Origin of the sequence: Muribaculum sp. NM65_B17 (assembly GCF_004793735.1) — a bacterium.
GTDB classification, from domain to species: Bacteria; Bacteroidota; Bacteroidia; order Bacteroidales; family Muribaculaceae; genus Muribaculum; species Muribaculum gordoncarteri.
Genome location: NZ_SRYY01000003.1, coordinates 270,354 through 292,062, shown reverse-complemented (window position 1 = coordinate 292,062; position 21,709 = coordinate 270,354). Strand labels below are relative to the sequence as shown.

At 54.5% G+C, this 21,709-nt stretch carries 22 protein-coding genes; 15 read left to right on the top strand and 7 right to left on the bottom strand.

Annotation, left to right across the window (positions count from 1 at the left end):
• Nucleotides 1–2 precede the first annotated feature (2 nt).
• The 3 genes from E5354_RS05795 to prmC are packed head-to-tail and all read right to left on the bottom strand — an operon-like array spanning nt 3 to nt 2,076.
• Nucleotides 3–701, bottom strand: a complete 699-nt coding sequence (locus E5354_RS05795; RefSeq protein WP_168353836.1) for a ComF family protein — start codon at nt 699–701, stop codon at nt 3–5.
• Nucleotides 702–719: 18 nt separating this feature from the next.
• Nucleotides 720–1,208 carry a regulatory protein RecX gene (locus tag E5354_RS05790; RefSeq protein WP_135946760.1) on the bottom strand — a complete coding sequence of 163 codons (489 nt, stop codon included), beginning with the start codon at nt 1,206–1,208 and terminating at the stop codon, nt 720–722.
• On the bottom strand, nt 1,201–2,076 hold the full coding sequence (gene prmC, locus E5354_RS05785) for a peptide chain release factor N(5)-glutamine methyltransferase (RefSeq protein WP_123395634.1): 876 nt from the start codon (nt 2,074–2,076) through the stop codon (nt 1,201–1,203). Before prmC ends, E5354_RS05790 begins: the two co-directional genes overlap by 8 nt.
• 58 nt (nt 2,077–2,134) lie before the next feature.
• Between prmC and ribD the strand changes: the two genes are divergently transcribed.
• The 15 genes from ribD (at nt 2,135) to E5354_RS05710 (ending at nt 17,230) form a co-directional block, all read left to right on the top strand.
• Nucleotides 2,135–3,148 (top strand): bifunctional diaminohydroxyphosphoribosylaminopyrimidine deaminase/5-amino-6-(5-phosphoribosylamino)uracil reductase RibD, encoded by a 1,014-nt coding sequence (gene ribD / locus E5354_RS05780; RefSeq protein ID WP_135946759.1) that lies wholly within the window; start codon nt 2,135–2,137, stop codon nt 3,146–3,148.
• A 172-nt stretch (nt 3,149–3,320) separates the two neighbouring features.
• Entirely contained in the window at nt 3,321–4,850 is a 1,530-nt protein-coding gene (locus E5354_RS05775; RefSeq protein ID WP_135946758.1) for a DUF6242 domain-containing protein, read from the top strand.
• Between the two features lie 25 nt (nt 4,851–4,875).
• Nucleotides 4,876–5,577, top strand: coding sequence for a DUF6089 family protein (locus E5354_RS05770; RefSeq protein ID WP_135946757.1), 702 nt, complete (start codon nt 4,876–4,878; stop codon nt 5,575–5,577).
• Between the two features lie 16 nt (nt 5,578–5,593).
• Entirely contained in the window at nt 5,594–6,340 is a 747-nt protein-coding gene (locus E5354_RS05765; protein WP_135946756.1) for an isoprenyl transferase, read from the top strand.
• A 47-nt stretch (nt 6,341–6,387) separates the two neighbouring features.
• Nucleotides 6,388–9,009: an outer membrane protein assembly factor gene (locus E5354_RS05760; RefSeq protein ID WP_135946755.1), complete on the top strand. Its 2,622-nt coding sequence runs from the start codon at nt 6,388–6,390 to the stop codon at nt 9,007–9,009.
• Nucleotides 9,010–9,084: 75 nt separating this feature from the next.
• Nucleotides 9,085–9,600: an OmpH family outer membrane protein gene (locus E5354_RS05755; protein WP_135946754.1), complete on the top strand. Its 516-nt coding sequence runs from the start codon at nt 9,085–9,087 to the stop codon at nt 9,598–9,600.
• 100 nt (nt 9,601–9,700) lie between these two features.
• Nucleotides 9,701–10,195 (top strand): OmpH family outer membrane protein, encoded by a 495-nt coding sequence (locus E5354_RS05750; RefSeq protein ID WP_135946753.1) that lies wholly within the window; start codon nt 9,701–9,703, stop codon nt 10,193–10,195.
• A 127-nt stretch (nt 10,196–10,322) separates the two neighbouring features.
• Nucleotides 10,323–11,177, top strand: a complete 855-nt coding sequence (murI, locus tag E5354_RS05745; RefSeq protein WP_135946752.1) for a glutamate racemase — start codon at nt 10,323–10,325, stop codon at nt 11,175–11,177.
• Nucleotides 11,174–12,343: a UDP-N-acetylglucosamine 2-epimerase gene (gene neuC / locus E5354_RS05740; protein WP_135946751.1), complete on the top strand. Its 1,170-nt coding sequence runs from the start codon at nt 11,174–11,176 to the stop codon at nt 12,341–12,343. The genes murI and neuC overlap by 4 nt, the downstream gene beginning before the upstream one ends.
• Nucleotides 12,344–12,352: 9 nt before the next feature.
• A complete protein-coding gene (locus E5354_RS05735; protein WP_135946750.1) occupies nt 12,353–13,054 on the top strand; it encodes a cytidylyltransferase domain-containing protein in 702 nt (233 codons plus the stop codon).
• Nucleotides 13,051–14,106, top strand: coding sequence for a nucleotidyltransferase family protein (locus tag E5354_RS05730; protein WP_135946749.1), 1,056 nt, complete (start codon nt 13,051–13,053; stop codon nt 14,104–14,106). The genes E5354_RS05735 and E5354_RS05730 overlap by 4 nt, the downstream gene beginning before the upstream one ends.
• A gap of 52 nt (nt 14,107–14,158) precedes the next feature.
• Nucleotides 14,159–15,346 (top strand): GTPase ObgE, encoded by a 1,188-nt coding sequence (obgE, locus tag E5354_RS05725; protein ID WP_135946748.1) that lies wholly within the window; start codon nt 14,159–14,161, stop codon nt 15,344–15,346.
• Complete coding sequence (gene pgeF / locus E5354_RS05720) at nt 15,321–16,100, top strand: peptidoglycan editing factor PgeF (protein ID WP_168353835.1); 780 nt, start codon at nt 15,321–15,323, stop codon at nt 16,098–16,100. Before obgE ends, pgeF begins: the two co-directional genes overlap by 26 nt.
• 68 nt (nt 16,101–16,168) lie before the next feature.
• Nucleotides 16,169–16,663: an RNA polymerase sigma factor gene (locus E5354_RS05715; RefSeq protein ID WP_135946746.1), complete on the top strand. Its 495-nt coding sequence runs from the start codon at nt 16,169–16,171 to the stop codon at nt 16,661–16,663.
• A gap of 18 nt (nt 16,664–16,681) precedes the next feature.
• Nucleotides 16,682–17,230 (top strand): hypothetical protein, encoded by a 549-nt coding sequence (locus E5354_RS05710; RefSeq protein ID WP_135946745.1) that lies wholly within the window; start codon nt 16,682–16,684, stop codon nt 17,228–17,230.
• Between the two features lie 79 nt (nt 17,231–17,309).
• On the opposite strand, the gene ispG is transcribed toward E5354_RS05710, so the two are convergent.
• From ispG to rpoN, 4 genes are read right to left on the bottom strand one after another with little or no spacing between them, the layout of a single operon-like run.
• Nucleotides 17,310–18,971, bottom strand: a complete 1,662-nt coding sequence (gene ispG, locus E5354_RS05705) for a (E)-4-hydroxy-3-methylbut-2-enyl-diphosphate synthase (RefSeq protein WP_135946744.1) — start codon at nt 18,969–18,971, stop codon at nt 17,310–17,312.
• A 22-nt stretch (nt 18,972–18,993) separates the two neighbouring features.
• Entirely contained in the window at nt 18,994–19,500 is a 507-nt protein-coding gene (purE, locus tag E5354_RS05700; protein ID WP_123395617.1) for a 5-(carboxyamino)imidazole ribonucleotide mutase, read from the bottom strand.
• 36 nt (nt 19,501–19,536) lie between these two features.
• Nucleotides 19,537–20,136, bottom strand: a complete 600-nt coding sequence (locus tag E5354_RS05695) for a hypothetical protein (protein ID WP_135946743.1) — start codon at nt 20,134–20,136, stop codon at nt 19,537–19,539.
• A gap of 46 nt (nt 20,137–20,182) precedes the next feature.
• On the bottom strand, nt 20,183–21,607 hold the full coding sequence (rpoN, locus tag E5354_RS05690) for an RNA polymerase factor sigma-54 (protein ID WP_123395615.1): 1,425 nt from the start codon (nt 21,605–21,607) through the stop codon (nt 20,183–20,185).
• Nucleotides 21,608–21,709 lie beyond the last annotated feature (102 nt).

Genomic DNA, 21,709 nt, shown 5'->3' with positions numbered 1-21,709 from the left:
CGTCACGACATATGCGCCACCCCGAGGGCAAGCACCGACAGCCGCGCCGACGGCTCGACACGGTGAATAGCCTCGCAGCAGGCAAGCAGCGTGGCTCCTGTGGTGATGACATCATCGACCAACAATACATGCCGCCCCGCAACCGATGCTCCATCGCGCAACTCGTAGACACTTCCCGCATTCACCCATCGCTGATAGCTGTTACGCGCCGTCTGCGTGGCGTGACCTCGCGACGCTACAAGCGAGTGCGACACCTCAATCCCCGTGACATCGGCAATGCCCCATGCTATATAGTCGCTCTGATTGTATCCGCGACGCATCAGTTTCCACCGGTGAAGAGGCACCGGGACAATCATGTCGATGCCGTCGAAGAATCCGTCAAGCGACAGCTCCCTTGCAAACCGTCGCGCTATCTTTCGCGCCACCACGGGGCGTGACGAGTATTTGGCCTGATGAATCAGCTTCACATAAGGGCTCTCTTTATAATAATGAAAATATCCGGCGGCACGCTCTATCGCGACAGTGGAAGCCAGACGCTCATGGAGCAGGTTGAAGTCGTCGCCGTTGGAGCTTACGCGCGGCAGCTGCCGCAAACAGTGCAGGCACATCACATCCTCGCCACGGCACAACGAGCGTCCGCACACCTCACACACCTGCGGATATATCATCCTCAACACCCCGTCGATCCACTTCACATCCATGACTGCGCACATTAGTCATTAATCATCGTCATCATCACAATCGACCGTCCTGAGCGCGTCGCCAACAAGGCTCGGTTCAAACCCTCGCTGAACGCCGAATCGGAACAGGCGCATACGGTCGTCACGCCCGACAGGCCGCTCCATGCCGCGCGTCTTAGCCCGCAACAGCGACCTCAGGGCAGCAAGATAGGCCTCCTCGTCGATTTCGTCACGCAACGCCTCATCGGCCACATCACGCGGGATGCGCTTGGAGGCAAGCCCGAGAGCAATCTTGCGCCGACCCCATCGGCTGAATATGAACTTGTCGCGCACATAGGCCCGTGCATAACGCTCGTCATCGACAAATCGCCGCTCGATAAGCCGCTCCACAATGGCCTCGCGCTCTGCGGCAGAGATGCCCCATGTCACAAGCTTGCGGCGCACCTCGCCGCTGCACTGCTCGGAACGGGCGCACAGCGTTTCAAGCCTCACGCGGGCCTCATCGGCGGTAACGGCACGCTTAGCCATCGTCACGCGGTGATTTAGCCTTTACAAACCGCTGACGCCCCTCGGCATCGGCCCACGACTCCACATCGACAAGTCCCTCGCCCTCCAGCATCGTCACAAGAGCGTCGCGATAGAGCGGATTTATCTCAAAGTAGAGCTCTCCTCCCGCGCACAACGAGGCCGAGGCATAACGCCCTATCGCCTTGTAGAAGCGCAGCGGGTCGCTGTCAGGGACAAAGAGCGCCAAATGCGGCTCGTAGCGCAACACGTTCTGCTCCATGTCACGTTTCTCGTTTTCGGCGATGTAGGGAGGATTGCTTACGATAATGTCCCACAACGGCTCGGCCGGACTCTCCAGGGCGAGCGCATCGCCTTGACGAAGCGTCACATTCACCTTCAGCTGCGTGACATTGTCACGGGCTACACCCAACGCAGCCTCCGAAATGTCGATTGCGGTAACATCGGCCCACTTCAACCCGCGTGCGAGAGCCACGGCGATACACCCCGAACCGGTGCATACATCCAGCACCGACAGGTCGGAACGACCGCCCCACTCCTTCACTATACAGTCGACAAGCTCCTGAGTTTCGGGGCGCGGAATAAGCACATCGGGAGTCACCTTTATCTCCAGTCCGCAGAAACGGGCCTTGCCGAATATGTACTGGACAGGCTCGTCATCAAGCAGCCTCTCCACAACTTTATCTATCTTCTCCTGCATAAAAGGAGAAATTATGCTATCTTTGTGCAGCACAATATCCACCGGCTCATAGTGAAGCAGCTCCTCGACGACTATGCGCGTCAGGGCCTGAGCCTCGCCGGGAGGATAATGTGCCGACAAGCGGTCACGCACTCCGTCGGCACATTGCTTCAATGTAATGTCAGCTGTCATAACAGTACTATTTTACCAATTACAAATATAAGAATATTTGACGAAACACTATTAATTAATGATGGAAATCGACACTCGATACATGAAGCGTGCCATCGAGCTTGCGCGACACGCGGGATTAGCCAACACATCGCCCAACCCCATGGTGGGCGCTGTGATAGTGCGCGACGGAATGATAATAGGAGAAGGCTACCACCGCCGGTGTGGAGAGGGGCACGCCGAGGTCAACGCCATCGCATCGGTATCGGACCCGGAGCTGCTCAAGGACTCGACAATCTACGTGACGCTCGAGCCGTGCTCCCACTACGGCAAGACCCCGCCATGCTCGCAGCTCATAATCGACAAGGGCCTACCACGTGTAGTCGTAGGTTCGCTCGACCCCTACGAAAAAGTTAGCGGACGCGGAGTCAAGATGCTGCGCGACGCCGGCATCGAGGTGACGACCGGAGTCCTCGAAGAGGAGTGCAGGGCTGTCAACCCGGTGTTTATGACAGCCCACTCGCTGCGCCGCCCCTGGGTAACGCTGAAATGGGCCCAGAGCGCCGACGGTTACATCGACAGGCTTCGCGACCCGTCGCAGCCGCCCGCACAGCTGTCAACACCGCTCACCGCCACGCTCATGCACCGTCAGCGCACAATGCATGACGCCATAATGGCGGGCAGCGGCACCGTGATAAGCGACAACCCCTCGCTCACGTCACGGCTATGGCCGGGACGCAATCCCAATAGAGTCATAATGTCGCGTCACAACTCCATTCCAGCCGACTGCCGACTGCTCACCGACGGGTTGCCCGTCACCATGTCACGCTCAGGTAGCGTGGCCAAGGAGCTTGAGAGGCTCTATGCCGAAGGGACCACATCGGTGCTTGTCGAGGGGGGAGCAAAGCTTTTGCAGTCGTTCATCGATGCGGGACTTTGGGACATGATGCGTGTCGAAACATCACCATTGACACTCGGCGAAGGCGTAAAAGCCCCCAAGGTCGATAAAATTCCCTCACAATCATTAACAATCGACAACAACCGCATCGACTATTTTGTCCGTGACGGCCTTCTTGGCGTTAAAAACCTATAAAAAGCGTCAATATAGACCTAATTGTCTACATTTACGATGCCGATTTGAGGATAAATTGTAATTTTACGGTCAATTTTCACAATATGCCTGATGCGATTTTAGCAATAATCTCACTTCAATTTATGAAATTGTTGCTAAATTTGCAGTTTGAAAAATAACGCCTGTATATAATATGACAAGAAAATTAACAGCATACGCTCTGATGGCAATCATGTTTGTCGCCTCTTTTACAGCGTGCAACAGCAGCGATCCCATCGAGATAGATGACAACGGCTATAACATCGAGGTGCTATACTCCAACACGGCCATAACATCGTTCAGCCTGAAGCCTAACACAAAAGTACTTGCCAATCTCGACTCGGTATACTTTACAATAGACCTTGTGGGCGCACGCATATTCAACGCCCAGCCGCTCCCCTACGGCACAAAGATTACCAAGCTTCTTGCCGACATAGGCACCAACGGAAGCTCCAAGATAGAGGTGAAGGTAACCGACAGCAAGGTGATGAAGGACACAACGCTCGTCTACAACACATCGTCGATCGACAGTATCGACTTCAGCGCAAATGTGTCAATCATCGTCACATCGCTCAACGAGCTGCAGAAACGCACCTACGACGTGAAGGTAAACGTGTATGATGTAAAGCCCGACTCACTCTACTGGGGCAAGACCGAATGGGCGAAGCTGACCGACAACGGCACTCCCACAGCTCAGAAGGCTGTCGAATACCTCGACAAGGTGTACAGCTTCGTAAAGACCACCGACTACTCGCTCACCGTAATCGACGGTGACATGGAAATGACCGAATCCGTGACATTCCCGGCCGAGCCTAACCTGCGCTCTCTCACTGCATCGTCCAATGCACTCTACGTGCTGTCGACCACAGGCAACATGTACAAGTCGACCGACGGCAAGTCATGGAGCGCCACAGGCATGAAATGGAACCACATCTACGGCGGTTACGGCGACAAGATAATAGGCAACAAGTACGAAAACGGCAAATACATCCACACAATGTATCCCGCCTCGGCCGACTTCACCGAAAGCGAAGTCGCAACCGACTGCCCCGTATCGGGCACCAGCGACATGCTGCTGTTTGACAACAAATGGAGCACCAACCCGCAGACCCTCATGGTGAGCGGCCGCAAAGCCGACGGTTCACTGACAGGCGAAGCATGGGGATTTGACGGATCGAAATGGTCGCGCATCAGCGAAAAGAGCATCCCCACCCCCTGCGAAGGCATGTCACTCTTCCCCTACTTCACGTTCAAGACCTCGACATCCAACTGGCACGTGACCGAGTACACCACACTCTTTGCACTCGGCGGACGCAAAGCCGACGGCGTCAACTCACCCACCGTGTACATATCGCTCGACCAGGGCATAACATGGAAGGTAGCCGACGAGCTCGCCAAGTTGCCGATGTATATTCCGTCAATGGCCTATTCGCAGGCAATAGTGCGCAAGAGCATTCTCACCGCCCGCTCCGCTTCAGGCAAATGGCAGGAAACAGCGCCCATCGCCCTGCCGGCATGGTGGATGATCGCCGACAACGGAGCTTCAAGCCGCGCGATAGCACCCATAAAAGAGTGGGAATGCCCCTATGTATATCTATACGGAGGTATCGACCGCTACGGCAATGTATGTAACACGGTTTGGCGCGGAGTCATAAACCGACTCACGTTCAAGCCGCTGCAATAAGCCACAGCCAATCGTCCTTCCGGCCATGTCACGTTGCATCATAGCAAGTGCCGCCTCTTGGGCGATTGCCATCATATTGTCGGTAACGGCAACGCTGCCGACGCAAGCACAGGAAACGGCCTACCGATTTGACCTCGGAGCCGGACTCGGAACAAGCGGTTACCTCGGTGACGCCAACACGAGCAACTTCCTGAAGCATCCGGGCTTTGCCGCCCAGGTGAGCTTCCGCTACCTCATCGATCCCCGCTGGTCGATAAGAGCTACGCTTCTCACCGCCGGATTAAGCGGCAACAGTGCCGACATGACAAACGTTCTGCCCGGAGGGGCGGAATACCGATTCACCTCACAGGTCTACGACCTCGGAGCGCGAGTCGAATTCAACTTTTTGAACTACGGCATAGGCGAATCCTACCGTAAGCTGAGCCGATGGAGCCCTTACATCGCACTGGGTGCGGGTGTCACGGTGGCATCGTCGGGAGGCACGTTTACGGCCATGAATCTGCCTATGGGTGCAGGAGTGAAGTACAAGCTGCAACAGCGCATCAATCTCGGGCTTGAATGGACTATGACAAAGGTGCTCGGCGATCGTGTCGACGGCGAAGTCCTCGACGATCCCTACATGATCAAGAGCTCGTTTATCAAGAACACCGACTGGTACTCGACAATAATGATTACAATCAGTTACGAGATAGGTCAACGTTGCCGCAACTGCTTCTATATTGATTAAACATAAACGACCGACAATGTCACGGAACCACAACATAGACCCCAAGCGACTTCCGCGTCACGTAGCCATCATCATGGACGGCAACGGACGCTGGGCACGTGCACGCGGCCTCGACCGATCGGAGGGCCACGTGGAAGGGGTAAATACTGTGCGCAAGATTACCGAAGCCGCTTCGGAAATCGGCATAAAGTACCTGACACTTTACACTTTCTCGACCGAAAACTGGAACCGTCCGCAGGAGGAAGTCGACGCTCTGATGAACCTCATAGTCATCGCAATCGAGCGTGAAACCGCCGACCTGATAAAGAACAACGTGCGACTGACAATGATAGGCGACTTCGGACGAATGCCCGACTTTGCCCGCCGCCGTCTTAGCAAGTGCATGGACGACACCGCCCAATGCACCGGGCTCACTCTCGTGCTCGCCCTGAGCTACTCGTCGCGATGGGAGATAACCGAGGCCGTGCGCAACATCGCCGCAAAGGTACAGGCCGGAAGCCTCGACCCCGACGACATCACCGACGACACCATCAGCCGCAACCTGTCGACCGCCGACATGCCCGACCCCGACCTGCTCATACGCACCGGCGGCGACTTCCGCGTGAGCAACTTCCTGCTGTGGCAGATTGCCTACAGCGAAATATATGTCACCTCTACCTACTGGCCCGACTTCACCAAGGACGACTTTCTTGACGCCCTGGAGCAATTTCAGTCGCGCGAGCGCAGGTTTGGCCTCACAAGCGACCAGGTGCAACAACAATAAACAACAATAACGACAAAACAAGATAATAAATCACTCAAAGTCAGATTATGCGTCATCAGCTGCTAATCATATTAATCGCTCTCTTCAGTGCAAGTTCATTCGCACAGAATGCCCCCACTGACACCGTCTACAACCCTAAGATAATCTACACCGGAATGCCGAGCACCTACGAAATCGCAGGCATCAAGGTAACCGGAGTACCCAACTACGAGGACGACATCGTGATAGGATACTCGGGACTCAACGTAGGCGACTTCATCGAAATACCCGGTAACGACATAACCAACGCCGCAAAACGATTTGCCCGTCAGGGACTCTTCTCGTCGATTCAGATAAAGGTCGAGAAGATGTATGGCGACAAGGTGTGGCTCGAATTCGCACTGAAGCCGCAGCCCCGCATCGCAGCCATAAACTACCACGGCACAAGCGGCGGTGAGCGCAAGGATCTCGAAGAGAAGCTGCAGCTGATGAAGGGTAACCAGATAACCCCCAACATCGTAAACCGCGCAAAGCAGATAATAAAGGCCTTCTACTCGCAGAAGGGCTTCGGTAACGCCGATGTGCGCATCGAGCAGACTCCCGACCTGTCGGCACCCGGCGAAGACATTGTCGACATCTATGTCAACAAGAACAACAAGGTGAAGGTACACAAAATCTACATCGACGGCAACGAGGTGTTGAGCGACAACGCCATCCAGCGCACGATGAAGAAGACCAACGAGAAGGGCAAGCTCATCAACCTCTTCCGCCAGAAGAAATTTGTTGAAAGCGACTTCCAGGACGACTTGAACCGCATCATCGAAAAGTATAACGAAAAGGGCTACCGTGACGCAAAAATCCTGAGCGACAGCGTAGTCCCCTACGACGACAAGACCGTCGACGTCTACATCACCCTTGAAGAGGGCAAGAAGTACTACATCAGCTCAATCGACTGGGTGGGCAACACCGTCTATCCGAGCGACTTCCTTGACTATGTACTCGACATGAAGCCCGGCGATGTCTACAACCAGAAGATTCTCGAGAAGCGCACCGACCCCAACAAGGGCGATGACGACAACATACCCAACATCTATCAAAATCAGGGTTATCTCTTCTATCAGCTCATACCCATCGAGAAGAACGTACACGGCGACTCAATCGCCCTTGAGATGAGAATGATCGAGGGACCAAAGGCCACCATCAACAACGTGATCATCAACGGTAACGACCGCCTTTATGAAAAGGTCATACGCCGTGAGCTGTTTGTAAAGCCCGGTGAGCTGTTCAACAAGCAGGACCTCATCCGCTCGGCCCGCGAAATAGCCCAGACAGGCCACTTCGACCCCGAAAACATGGACATACGCCCCGAGCCTAACGCAGAGAACGGTACAGTCGACATCATCTTCGACCTCGAGTCAAAGGCCAACGACCAGATTGAGGTGTCGTTCGGTTGGGGACAGACCGGTCTTATCGGTAAACTCGCCCTCAAGTTCACCAACTTCTCAATCAAGAACCTGTTCAACCCCGGCTCCTACAAGGGACTCATACCTCAGGGTGAAGGACAGACATTCACCATCAGCGCACAGACCAACGCAAAATACTATCAGAGCTACGCAATATCGTTCCTCGACCCGTGGTTTGGCGGCAAGCGACCCAACTCGCTATCCATCTCGGCATGGTACAGCCGTCAGACCGGTATCAACTCCTCGTTCTACAACCGTCGCTGGATGAACTCAGGCTACGGCTACGGCGGCATGTGGGGAGGCTATTTGGGCAACGACTATTACCAAAGTACCATCGAAGATGCCTACGACCCCAACAAGGTACTCCAGATGGTGGGTATCAACGTAGGTATCGGTAAGCGACTCCACTGGCCCGATGACGCATTCACATTCCAGGCCGAAATCGGCTATCAGTGGTACTACCTCAAGAACTGGGATTACCTCTATTATATGAACAACGGTACATCCAACTCGATTGTACTCGGTCTTACTCTCGCCCGTCAGTCAATCGACCAGCCGCTCTACACCCGCCGCGGATCAATCTTCTCGGTAAACCTTCAGCTCACTCCTCCTGCATCGCTCTTCAGCGGCAAGAAGAACTGGGAGAAGCTCTACAAGGAGAACACCGTCGAGTCGAAGAAGCAGCTCTACCGCTGGATCGAGTACTGGAAGCTCCGCATCAAGTCACGCACCTATACACCGCTCACCGATCCCGACGGCAAGTGGACCCTCGTGCTCATGACCCGCGCCGACTTCGGATTGCTCGGCAGCTACAACAAGTGGCTGAAGTCACCGTTCGAAACATTCTACGTGGGTGGTGACGGTATGTCGGGCTCCTACACCTACGCAACCGAAACCATCGGTCTTCGCGGTTACGAGAACGGACAGTTCACTCCCTGGACCAAGGAAGGCTACGCCTACTCGCGTGTCGGAGTCGAGTTGCACTTCCCCTTCATGCTGTCGGCATCGACCACCATCTACGGTCTTACATTCCTCGAAGCCGGTAACGCATGGACCGATGTCAAGAGCTTCTCGCCCTTCGACCTCAAGCGCAGTGCCGGTGCCGGTGTGCGCATCTATCTGCCTATGGTGGGTATGATGGGTATCGACTGGGCCTACGGTTTCGACACAGTATTCGGCCGCAAGGGAGGAAGCCAATTCCACTTCATTCTCGGTCAGGAGTTCTAAAAATTCTTAAAAAGGATAAACCAAATTCGCGCCCAAGCGTCATATTATCATAAACCCATTTAATTGAATCACAACATGAAAAAATTGACAATCGCGCTCATCGCAATAATGGCTTGCGTATTTGGCGCATCGGCACAGAAGTTTGCGCTCATTGACATGGAGTATATCCTAAAGAACATACCGGCTTATGAAATAGCCAACCAACAGCTCGACCAACTGTCGCAACGCTGGCAGAAAGAGGTCGAGGCCAAAGCTACCGAAGCCCAGAACATGTACAAGAGCTTCCAGAACGACATGGTGTTCATGACCGATGAGCAGAAGTCGCAGAAAGAGGCTCAGATCGTGGCCAAGGAGAAAGAGGCCACCGAGCTGCGCTACAAATATTTCGGTCCCGAAGGCGAACTGTTCAAGAAGCGCCAGTCGCTTATCGCTCCCATTCAGGACGAAATCTACAATGCAGTGAAAAAAGTGAGCGAGGAACGCGGCTACATGTGCATCTTCGACCGTGCATCGTCGGCCAACATAATCTTTGCTTCACCGCGCATCGATGTGAGCAACGAGGTTCTTGCCAAGCTGGGCATAGGCAACTAAGCATTTTTGCTTGCGTCCATTGGCATAAATCAATATAGTTTATTATCTTTGCAACGACAAATTAACTTAACCGGAAAATTTTAACAATTCTAAAACCGATATGAAGAAAATTTTACTCGCTCTCCTTGTAGCGATTCCTATGTTTGCCTTTGCGCAGGCTCCCAAATTCGGTGTTGTAAACACCCAGACCATCGCTGAGGCAATGCCCGAACTCAAAGCCGCACAGGAGCAGGTTCAGGCTTCAACCCAGAAGTATGAAGAAGAGCTCAAGAAGCTTCAGGAAAAGATTGAAAAAGACTTTGCCGACTTCCAGGCTCTCGATGCCAACACTCCCGAATCAATCAAGGAGCGCCGCATGCAGGACATCCAGCAGCAGGAGCAGAAGATGCAGCAGTTCCACTCTACCGCCATGCAGGATCTTCAGCGTCAGCAGGCAGCCCTGATGGCTCCCATCCAGGAGAAGATTCAGAGCGCCATCCAGGCAGTAGGTAAGGAGAACAACCTCACATTCATCTTCGAGAGCAACGTTCCCCTCTATGTAGGCACCGATGTTACCGATGTAACTTCAATGGTGCGCACAAAGCTCGGTATCTGATAGTCCGACTTTCATCGACCTAAAAGCACAATAGGCCGCTCCCTTAACCGGTGCGGCCTATTTTTCAATAATCCCACCTGCAAATCGAGCAACCGACTTCGCGCGATTTCACGTAACGAAATGCCGAATGGATAAATCAACCGCCAACAACCAACACAGTGTACCCGGGCCTATAGGAGTCTTCGATTCAGGCTACGGCGGACTCACAATCCTCAACCAGATAAGGGAGCTGCTGCCGCAGTATGACTACATATATCTCGGCGACAACGCACGTGCGCCCTACGGCACGCGCTCGTTTGACATCGTGTACCGCTTCACGCTCGAAGCCGTGCGCTACCTCTTCGACCAAGGATGTCATCTGGTGATTCTCGCCTGCAACACCGCATCGGCCAAGGCGCTTCGCACGATTCAGCAGAACGATCTGCCGCTCATCGACCCCGACCGCCGCGTGCTCGGTGTCATACGCCCCACCGTCGAAAAGGTGGGCGAAATATCGCGCAACGGCAACATAGGCATCGTGGGCACGCCCGGCACAATACGCAGCGGCAGCTACGAGCTCGAGATAGCCAAGCTGCATCCCACGTTTCACACCTACACACAGGCATGTCCCATGTGGGTGCCGCTCGTTGAAAACCGCGAAGCCTCGTCGCCCGGCGCCGACTACTTCGTCAAGCAGGAGGTCGACCGGCTTATGGCCAAAGAACCGGCCATCGACACTATCATACTCGGTTGCACCCACTATCCGCTGCTCTACGACAAGATACGCCGTTATGTGCCCGAAAGCGCACGTGTGCTTCCGCAAGGCGAGATTGTTGCCGAAAGCCTCGTAGCCTACCTGCAGCGTCATCCCGAGATGGAGGCGAAGTGCAGCAAAGGCGGCACATGCAGCTACCGCACGACCGAGAGCCCCGACAAATTTGCCGAACTGGCATCGCTCTTCATCGGAGCGCCCGTCACGGCTACACAAATCGACTGCCTATGAAGCGAAAAGTGTGCATTGCAACCGGAACCCGTGCCGAATGGGGACTGTTGAGCGGCATTGCCCGCGAGCTCGCGTCGCGCGACGACATCGAGCTGCAGCTGCTCGTGACCAACATGCACCTCAGCGACCGTTACGGACACACCGTCGACGAAATCATCGCCGACGGATTTACAGTCGATGCCGAAGTGCCCATGCTCAACGACAACGACGATGACAGCGCGGCGGCCACCGTGCGTTCCATGAGCCGGTGCATGGCCGGAACAGCCGATGCCCTGAGCCGACTGTCGCCCGACCTGCTTGTAGTGCTCGGCGACCGTTACGAGATGCTTACCGTGGCTTCGGCGGCATTGATTTTCCGAATACCGATCATACACATTGCCGGAGGCGAAATATCGGAAGGAGCCTACGACGACAGCATACGCCACGCCATAACAAAGATGGCATCACTACACCTGACGGCCACCGAGGAAAACCGCAATCGTGTAATCCAGATGGGCGAAGAGCCGCAACGAGTCATAAACACAGGCGCGATAGGCGTGTACAACATCGTTCATGAGCCTGTCATGTCACGCGAGGAGCTTGAAGAGTCGATAGGCATGACCGTCGACCGCAACACGCTGCTCGTGACCTATCATCCGGCAACGCTCGACCCCACGCCCGTAAATCAACAATGCGCCGCGCTTCTTGAAGCTCTCGACCGCTTCCCCCACAACAATGTCATAATCACCTACCCCAACAGCGACACCGCCGGACAGGTGATAATCGACATGATCGAGCGTTACGCAGCCACCCGGCAGCATCGCGTCAAGGTGGTGCCTTCACTTGGCAAACGGCGTTACCTCTCGGCACTGCACTATGTAGGCGCGGTTGTGGGCAACTCGTCGAGCGGCATCGTGGAGGTGCCTTCGATGCACATCCCCACAGTCGACATAGGCATACGCCAGCGCGGACGGCTCGCCGCCTCGTCGGTGCGTCACTACAGCTGCACGCCCGACGACATAGCACGCGGAATCGCATATTCGCTCAGCGAGGAAGGGCGCAACGAGGCCGCCGTCACCGAAAATCCCTATGCAAAGACCGATACATTGCGACTGATAGTCGACGCGATAACCAACACCCCGTTGTCGGAGCTATCAGGCAAGAAGTTTCACGACATTCACCATTGACATCACAATATGACCGACCAATCAACACTCTATGTAATAACGGCCCGAGGCGGCAGCAAGGGCATTCCCCACAAAAACATCAAGCCGCTCGGAGGGAAACCGCTGATACTATACTCGGTGGAAATAGCCCGACAGCTTGCCCCCGACAGCCTCATCGCCGTGTCGACCGACGACCCGGCCATAGCCGATGTAGTGCGCGGGGCCGGACTTGAAGTACCCTATATGCGCCCGGCCGAGCTTGCTACCGACACTGCAGGGTCGCGCGAGGTCATAATCGACATCATGGGCTACTGGCGCGACACGCTTCACCGCCCATTCGACAAAGTGGTGTTGCTCCAGCCCACATCGCCGTTCCGCACAGTCGACGATGTAAAAGGCTGCCTTGAGTTATACTCGCCCGATGTCGACATGGTGCTCTCGGTTATGGAAGCGTCGTGCAACCCCTACTACAACTGCTTTGAAACGGGCGACGACGGATGCCTCCACGTGTCAAAGGGCGACGGCCTCTACACCCGCCGTCAGGATGTTCCCAAGGCGTGGGAGCAGAACGGCGCTGTCTACGTAATCAATCCCGATAGCCTTCGCCGCTATCCGCTCGGCATGATGCCGAAGCGGTTGCCATTTGTCATGCCACGCGAGCGAAGCATCGACCTCGACACTCCTACCGACTGGCTTATTGCCGAATCAATGATAAACAACAACACAAAATGAGCTACGACGATCCCCACATAATAAGCGACGGCATAACGATACTTGACGCTCTCGACGCTCTCAACAAGCTGTCGGGCGAAGTAATGACACTCCTCGCCGTCGACGCCGATGGCCGCATGACCGGCACACTCACCGACGGAGACATTCGCCGATGCCTGCTTCAAGGCTCGGGACTGCTCGACAAGGTGCGCAGCGTCATGCACCGCAATTTCCGATACCTGCATTCGGGCGAAAGCAATGTCGCCGAGCTGCGCCGGTGCCGTCAGCTTGGAATATCGCTGCTGCCGGTGCTCGACGACAATGGATGCATACAGCGCATAATCGACCTTACGCGCTGCCGGTCGGTGTTGCCCGTTTCGGCGATACTCATGGCCGGAGGCCGTGGCGAACGCCTGCGCCCGCTTACGCTCACTACGCCCAAGCCCCTGCTCAAGATAGGGTCGCGCCCTATCATCGACTACAATGTCGAGTCGCTCGCGGCTCACGGCATAACCGACATAACGGTCACCACCAACTATCTGGCCGAGATGATTCACGAGCACTTCAGCGAACCCCGTTACGGCGTGAACGTGAAATGTCTGCGCGAAACAGCCCCGTTGGGTACGCTCGGTGCCGTGTCGCTCGTCGAGCGTGACGACAACGGAGTGACACTGGTGATGAACTCCGACCTCCTCACCACGATTTCCTATGAGGACATGTATCTGAAGCACATCGAGGATAAGGCCGACATAACGGTTGCATCGGTGCCCTATATGGTGTCGGTGCCCTACGCCATACTGATGACCGACGGCAGTCATGTCAACTCAATCGAGGAGAAGCCCACCTATACCTATCAGGCCAATGCGGGAATATACCTCATCAACAACAGCCTGCTCAACACCTTGAAGCCGGGAGAGCGCATCGACACACCCGAACTGATCGAACGCGCCATAGCCGACGGCCGACGGGTGAGCTTCTTCCCCATAAACGGATTGTGGATGGACATCGGTTCACCGTCGGACTTCAAACAGGCTCAGGAACTTATGCGTCATCACCACGACCTCACCCACTGAACCCTATCGGGAAATAAAACGTTTCATTTTTATCGACAAAACTCAAGCATTTATGGCTGACAGCAATTTCATAGACTATGTAAAAATCCTGTGCCGTTCAGGCAAAGGCGGTGCCGGATCGCGTCACTTCTACCGCGCCAAGTACATTCCCAAAGGCGGTCCCGACGGTGGCGACGGAGGTCGCGGAGGCCACATAATCCTGCGCGGCAATAAAAACATGTGGACACTCCTGCCGTTGAAGTATCAGCGTCACGTGTTTGCAGGCAACGGACAGAGCGGAACCGGCAACCGCAGTTCGGGCAAGGACGGCGAGGACAAGATAATCGAAGTACCTTGCGGCACAGTGGTGTTTGACTCCGAAACCGGCGACTTCCTGTGTGAGGTGACTCAGGACGGCGAGGAGATAAAGCTTCTGCGCGGCGGTCGCGGAGGACTCGGAAACTGGCACTTCAAAAGCTCGACCAACCGAACTCCGCGTTACGCACAACCCGGCGAACCCGCAATCGAGAAATCGGTAATACTCGAATTGAAGCTGCTCGCCGATGTGGGTCTTGTAGGATTCCCCAACGCTGGAAAATCGACACTGCTTTCAGCCATCTCGGCGGCACGCCCAAAGATTGCCGACTATCCCTTCACCACAATGGAGCCGCAGCTGGGCATAGTGAGCTACCGCGACAACCGCTCGTTTGTAATGGCCGACATCCCCGGTATAATCGAGGGTGCGAGCGAAGGCAAGGGCCTCGGACTTCGATTCCTGCGTCACATCGAGCGTAACGCAGTGCTGCTGTTCATGGTTCCGGCCGATGCCAACGACATCCGCAACGAGTATGAGATTCTGCTCAACGAACTTGCCCGCTTCAATCCCGAACTGATGGACAAGCAGCGTGTGCTCGCCATTAGCAAGAGCGACCTGCTCGATGAAGAGCTTATGGCCGAAATCGAGAAGGAGCTGCCCGACGACCTGCCCCATGTGTTCATCTCGGCGGTGTCGGGTATGGGACTCACGGCACTGAAGGACATCCTGTGGCGCGCCATAACCGACGAAGCCAACCGCGCCGAGCCCATGACCATAACCCATCGACGCCTCGACGGCCATCACCGTGTGCGCGAAGAGGACGAATTCATATTCGAAAACGCGCCGGCTCCCGAACCCGACGAGGATATGCTCGATGACGAAGAGTGGGACGACGAATGGGATGACAACTGGGAGGACTATGACAGCGAAGAGCCCCAACCCTGATTGGCTTAACACGATAGAGTTGTGTGACGGCGTAAAGGCGTGGTACACCTCACGTGGCGACAATGCCGACACCGACGACGCATACTCTCACTTCAATATATGTCACTACACAGGCGACAGCGAGGCTCACACTACCTCCTGTCGCCATGCTTTATGCAATGCCGTTGGCATAGAGCCGGAACGGCTCATCGTCCCGCGACAGACCCACTCGGTCAACTGCGTCACCATCGACCGCCTGCCCGTCGACAGCGATACGCTCCAGGGCATAGACGCACTTGTCACATCGCTTGACAACACAGCAATAGGCATCTCCACAGCCGATTGCGTGCCTGTGCTTATGGCCGACCCTGTAAACCGCATAATAGCGGCGGCTCATGCCGGATGGCGCGGAGCCATAAGAGGCATCGCCAACGTAACGCTATCGCAAATGCTCGCCAAGGGCGCCGACATTTCATGCATCCAAGTCGCAATGGGGCCGTGTATATGCAGCCGATGCTTCGAGGTGGGCGATGAAGTGGCATCGCAATTCCCCGCAAGCTGCGTAACACGCAACCTCGCTACCGGCAAGCCACATGTCGACCTCGCCGCCTATCTGCGGCAGTCACTTATAGAAGCCGGCATAAAAGAGAACAACATAACAATGCCACCGAGCTGCACACGCTGCAATCCATCGCAACTCTTCTCGGCACGCGTGCTTGGCATCAACTCCGGCCGCATATTCACCTTCATCATGCAGCACCCCCTCCCCGCATAAAAAATTTTTACTTTTCGGGAACTATATAGAAAACGATGCGTCTAACGGGATAAACAACCCTATCAACGATGCAAAACAACGACGCCAAAGAACAATCATTCATCCGACTGATAAAGGAGTACGGGCCTACGATAACCAAAGTATGCTATTTCTACGCCGTGGACTCCGACGATCTCAACGACCTGAGGCAGGAGGTTATGATTAACCTTTGGCGCGGATTTGACCGCTATCGTGGCGAGTCGTCGCCGTCGACATGGATTTATCGTGTGAGCCTCAACAGTTGCGTGAGCTACTTCCGCAAGCACAAGAGGCATCAGAGCGAATACACCTCCATCGACTCCATTCCTGAAATTTACGATTCGGGCATCGAAAAGCCCGACCGACTGCGCGAGATGTATAATCTTATCAACCGCCTCGACCGAGTGGAAAAGGCTCTTATACTGCTGTGGCTTAGCGACCGCAAATATGACGACATAGCCGACATCATGGGTATTCCGCGCAACACCGTGGCCTCGCGATTGCATCGCATCAAGGAGAAACTGGTAAAATATTCCAATGAATAATTATTAAATATTCACAATATGGATCCCGAAGAAATGAAACAACAATGGAACGACCTAAACAAGCGTATTGAAGCTCTTGAGGATGCCAATTCATGGCAAATCGACCGGATGCGTCTTTCAAAACTGAAAACAGCCCAAGATCGGCTCGTATCGACCTATCAACGATTCTCCATAATCGCGCCGTTAATGGTGCTCCTGTCGTTAATGTGGATTGAAAACCGCTTTATAGGCCCTACAATTGCCTGTTATTTCATGGTGTTTTTTGCAATTGCAGGACTTATGGACCTCTACCTGTGGAAATCATTGAAACGGCTCGACTTCAACACAATGGGAGTTGAAACCATTGCCGAACAGGCTCGATTCTATCGCAAGCGTCACCATATTTTCCAGGTGATACTGATTATCATTGCCATTCCACTATTGACAATGCTGATAATTCACAACATAAACGACAAATACATGCTTGCCGGATGCTTGTGCGGATTGATTATAGGAGTTTTAGTAGGATTAAACGCCTACTACCGCATCATGAACAACTACCGTGAGCTTATATCGTCCTACCGTTGACCGCTGCGACAATAACAAAGGGGAGAAGCTTTTTTTCATGTGAAGCTTCTCCCCTTTTGTTATAAGTTTTAAACGCCGATCAAGGGTCGACCCAGTCGCCACACTCCTTGATGAGAGCAATGAGATGAGGAATCGCCTCGGCCTGAGGAATGTTCTTCTCGACACACTCCTTGCCTTTGTAGAGGCTTATGTGACCAGCTGCGGCACCTACATATCCGTAATCGGCATCGGCCATTTCGCCCGGACCGTTCACTATACAGCCCATCACGCCTATTTTCAATCCTTTAAGATGTGATGTAGCCTCACGCACAGCCTTCAATGTCGACTGCAGGTCAAATAGCGTGCGTCCGCATCCGGGACAGGCGATGTACTCGGTGCGGCTTATGCGCAATCGCGTAGCCTGCAATATGCCGAGCGACAGGCGCATTACAGCGTCATCATCAAGGCTTGCAGCCTTAAGCCACATGCCGTCACGCAATCCGTTGAGCAACAATGCCCCGAAATCGGCGGCAGCCATCAAAGCCACATCCTCATAACCGGCACTTCCGTAATCAATCATCGGGATTACAGGATTGCGGAATCCCTTGCGGGTCATGGCATGGGCCATAGCCTCTATCGAGCCGGGAACGTTAATGTGTGACGATGTAATCACCACCACCTTGTCGGGATTGGCAGCGAGCAACTCCACATAGTCGTCGACAGGCCGCGAAGCATCAATCAACAGATAGTAGTCAAGCTCACGCTCAACCTTGGCTATAACTACGGGTGGGCGGTTGCCGCCTACGCCGTCAATCTCGACACTCTCGCGGCGTTGCGGCGCAATGCGGTCATATCCGTCGGCCGGAACTCCGTCTATCTCGGGAGAACCTTCGCGCCGACATATATACTCCACGAGAGCGGCGGCCACAGGCACCTCGTTTTCGGGGTCCTCACTGAGCGATACACGTATCGTATCACCTATTCCGTCGGCAAGCAGAGTGCCTATACCTACGGCGCTCTTTACCCTGCCGTCCTCGCCGTCGCCTGCTTCGGTGACTCCGAGATGAAGCGGGAAATCCATGCCCTCGGCATCCATGGCCTTTACAAGACGGCGCACGGTTTCCACCATCACCACCACGTTGCTTGCCTTGATTGAGATTACTATGTCGAGGAAATCACGCTTCACGGCTATGCGCAGAAACTCCATCGCGCTCTCCACCATGCCGGCCGGAGTGTCACCGTAACGGCTCATTATGCGGTCGCTGAGCGAGCCGTGATTTACACCGATTCTCACTGCGGTGCCGTGAGCCTTGCAAAGTTCAAAGAACGGAGTGACGGCACGGTCGATTTTTTCAATCTCGGCAGCATACTCCTCATCGGTGTAGCTGAGCTTGCGGAATGTGCGGCCCGGATCCACGAAGTTACCGGGATTAATGCGCACCTTGTCGGTCACTTCGGCGGCGGCAAAGGCAGCCTTGGGATTGAAGTGAATGTCGGCGACAAGGGGCACGTTGCAACCCTGCTCACGAAGAGCCGAGCGTATCACGCCGATGTTCTCGGCCTCGCGCACTCCCTGAGCCGTAAGCCTCACGTAATCGGCTCCGGCATCGGCGATTCGGCGGCACTGCGCAACCGAAGCCTCGGTGTCGACGGTCGATGTGTTGGTCATCGACTGCAGGCGTATGGGGTTGTCGCCACCTAACGGCACACCGCCTACATTGACCGCCCTTGACCGGCGGCGCATATAATTGAAGCGAAACACAGGAATGGGTGTTAAGTTGTGGTTAGTTGGTTTTGAATTTATACTTGATTTCGGCGAGCTCGGCATTGGCCTTCACGATTTTGTTGGCAAGGCCCTTTTTGAACTCGGCAAAGCGTGCTGCGATGCGCTCGTCGCTCAATGCAAGCATCTCCACTGCAAGCAGTGCTGCATTGTATCCGCCGTTTATGCCTACTGTGGCAACGGGAATGCCCGGAGGCATCTGTACGATTGAGAGCAGAGCGTCGATGCCGTCGAGCGTCGATGCGATGGGCACGCCTATTACGGGCAACGTAGTGTTGGCGGCAATCACGCCCGGAAGAGCAGCGGCCATTCCGGCGGCGGCGATAATCACCTTCAGCCCGCGTGACGCAGCCTCGGTTGCAAATCGCTCGACTTCGGCAGGCGTGCGGTGAGCCGACAATGCGTTTATTTCAAACGGAATCTCAAAATCATCAAGCAGCTGTGCGGCCTTGCCCATTACAGGCATGTCGGAAGTGCTACCCATGATGATGCTAACGATTGGTTTCATAATTTTTTATTGTCAAGTGATGAATTACATTCATTGTCATGTGAGCAGGAACACCCAGAAGAAGCCGTTGGCGACTCCTGCGATCACCTGCCAGAAGGTGTGACAGTTGAGCACTATTCTCGCCGAGCCCAAAATGCCGGTGAGCAGTATGGTAATCGAAATAAGAGGCCAGATGTCGATTACGTTCAATCCGTCGACAAGGATGCGGAACATCAATGCAAGCAATCCGCCCATGGCGGCTCCGTGGGCACTGATTTTCCACCAGATGTTTATGAAGCATGACACAAACGCGGCGGCGGCACCGCCCACCATGAACATTACAAGCCACATGGGCGCATGGGCGCGATACATGTACAATCCGCATCCCAGATAGCAAAGCGCAGTCACCACATAGGGTATGTAACGCTCTCTCTGCTGGTTAAGTCCGGGAGCCGAAATTACCTTGAACTTGTAGAGCAGCAGTATGGCCACCACGGGTATGGCACAGGTTATTACCCATGTCATCGCCACCACACCCCACCTGGCATCAACGGGCAGGAAACTCAGCAGAGTCACCCACAATGCCACAAACACCGCATAAGTGGGAATAAGCACCGGACTCAGTATCCAAGAGAAAATATGTGCTATCTTGTTCATAAACAATATTCTTTATTAATGTTTAACGCCTCTTAGTTTTAATTGTTTAGAGTTCTCTACGCAATCGCGCCACCGGAAGCCCGAGTTTTTCGCGATATTTTGCCACCGTGCGCCTGGCTATATCATATCCTTTTTCAACAAGCATCGATGTTATAGCCTCGTCGCTCAGCGGATGACGCTTGTCCTCCTTGTCGATCACCGCCTTCAGGGCCGCCAGTATCTCATGAGTCGAAGTGTCCTCGTCGTCCTTGGGACGCTCGTTGAAAAACATCTTCAACGGGTAGACTCCGCGGGCTGTGGCTACATACTTCGCGGCCGTGGCACGCGATATCACCGAAAGGTCGTAGCCTGTAATCGAGGCGACATCCTTTAATATCATGGGGCGTATGAGAGTTTCATCGTCACCGTTCAGGAAAAAGTCACGCTGGATCTTGACAATGGCGTGCATGACATTGAACAAGGTTTCCTGACGCATCCTGAGTATCTTGATGAACTCCGTTGCCTCGTCGCGCTTCTGCTTTATAAACAGCGAGGCCTCGCGTTCACGAGAAGTGGCATCGGGACGCTCCACATCGTCCTCACGGAATGTTTCCTCGATTTGCAGCTCGGGGATGTTGTTGAGCAGCGACAGCGTTATGTCGCGGCCCTCGACATCCACAGCAAAGTCGGGCACGATGTGACGCGTACGCTCCTCGGCAGGGTCACCGCCTATGAAGCTTCCCGGCTTGGGATTCAACGAGCGTATCACCGCCATTGCGTCACGCAGGTTTTCCTGAGTTATGTCGAGCGCGGCACACAACCTGTCGTAATGCTTCTTAGAGAAGAGGTCGAAATAGTGAGCCACAATCTCGCGTGCGGTCCTCACCGCCACCGAATCATCCTTGCGTTTCAGCTGAATCAGCAGGCAGTCGCGCAAGTCGACAGCCCCGACTCCGGCCGGGTCGAGAGTGCGCACAAGGTCGAGCATCTCCCTGACCTGACGGGTGGTGACATGACGCCCCGTCTGGGACTCTATGTCGTAGCTCATCGACCCCACATCACGCCGCAGATAGCCGTTGTCGTCAAGATTGCCTATGACATACTGAGCCACGGTAAGCTGCGTGTCGTCAAGATCATGCTCGGCAAGCTGCGACATCAGGGTTTCAAGCAGTGTCGACGACGAGTCGACAGCCACCGGCTCGTAATAGGTGTCGGATGCACTGTGGTTGCGTGCTTCAAGGCGATAGGAAGGAATCTCGTCCTCCGAGCCGTAGTCGGCGAGCTGCATGTCCTCGGCCGACTCATTGAAGTCGCTTTCCTCGTGCTCCGACTCCTCGGCCACCTCAAGCGCCGGGTTGTCGTCGAGGGCGTGCTTAACCTCATCCTCCACCTCGGGTCCGTTCATTTCAAGCATCCTGACAAAACGCACCTGAAGCGGAGAAAGCTTCTGCTGCAGTTTCTGTTGCAATGATAGATTAAGCGCTTCCTCCATGTCGCTACACACTTTTAATCTACAAAAGTAACAATTTACATCGTCAAATCACCTCTACAAACGTTTAAATTTAAATAATTGATTAATTTTGCATCGTAAATC

Coding starts and splice junctions, on each gene's coding strand:
- E5354_RS05795 (WP_168353836.1), bottom strand. CDS start 701: ATGGATGTGAAGTGGATCGACGGGGTGTTGAGGATGATATATCCGCAG.
- E5354_RS05730 (WP_135946749.1), top strand. CDS start 13,051: ATGAGCTACGACGATCCCCACATAATAAGCGACGGCATAACGATACTT.
- E5354_RS05710 (WP_135946745.1), top strand. CDS start 16,682: ATGGATCCCGAAGAAATGAAACAACAATGGAACGACCTAAACAAGCGT.
- E5354_RS05790 (WP_135946760.1), bottom strand. CDS start 1,208: ATGGCTAAGCGTGCCGTTACCGCCGATGAGGCCCGCGTGAGGCTTGAA.
- E5354_RS05735 (WP_135946750.1), top strand. CDS start 12,353: ATGACCGACCAATCAACACTCTATGTAATAACGGCCCGAGGCGGCAGC.
- E5354_RS05760 (WP_135946755.1), top strand. CDS start 6,388: ATGCGTCATCAGCTGCTAATCATATTAATCGCTCTCTTCAGTGCAAGT.
- obgE (WP_135946748.1), top strand. CDS start 14,159: ATGGCTGACAGCAATTTCATAGACTATGTAAAAATCCTGTGCCGTTCA.
- rpoN (WP_123395615.1), bottom strand. CDS start 21,607: ATGGAGGAAGCGCTTAATCTATCATTGCAACAGAAACTGCAGCAGAAG.
- murI (WP_135946752.1), top strand. CDS start 10,323: ATGGATAAATCAACCGCCAACAACCAACACAGTGTACCCGGGCCTATA.
- E5354_RS05770 (WP_135946757.1), top strand. CDS start 4,876: ATGTCACGTTGCATCATAGCAAGTGCCGCCTCTTGGGCGATTGCCATC.
- pgeF (WP_168353835.1), top strand. CDS start 15,321: ATGACAGCGAAGAGCCCCAACCCTGATTGGCTTAACACGATAGAGTTG.
- E5354_RS05775 (WP_135946758.1), top strand. CDS start 3,321: ATGACAAGAAAATTAACAGCATACGCTCTGATGGCAATCATGTTTGTC.
- prmC (WP_123395634.1), bottom strand. CDS start 2,076: ATGACAGCTGACATTACATTGAAGCAATGTGCCGACGGAGTGCGTGAC.
- E5354_RS05695 (WP_135946743.1), bottom strand. CDS start 20,136: ATGAACAAGATAGCACATATTTTCTCTTGGATACTGAGTCCGGTGCTT.
- E5354_RS05750 (WP_135946753.1), top strand. CDS start 9,701: ATGAAGAAAATTTTACTCGCTCTCCTTGTAGCGATTCCTATGTTTGCC.
- ribD (WP_135946759.1), top strand. CDS start 2,135: ATGATGGAAATCGACACTCGATACATGAAGCGTGCCATCGAGCTTGCG.
- neuC (WP_135946751.1), top strand. CDS start 11,174: ATGAAGCGAAAAGTGTGCATTGCAACCGGAACCCGTGCCGAATGGGGA.
- E5354_RS05765 (WP_135946756.1), top strand. CDS start 5,594: ATGTCACGGAACCACAACATAGACCCCAAGCGACTTCCGCGTCACGTA.
- E5354_RS05755 (WP_135946754.1), top strand. CDS start 9,085: ATGAAAAAATTGACAATCGCGCTCATCGCAATAATGGCTTGCGTATTT.
- E5354_RS05715 (WP_135946746.1), top strand. CDS start 16,169: ATGCAAAACAACGACGCCAAAGAACAATCATTCATCCGACTGATAAAG.
- purE (WP_123395617.1), bottom strand. CDS start 19,500: ATGAAACCAATCGTTAGCATCATCATGGGTAGCACTTCCGACATGCCT.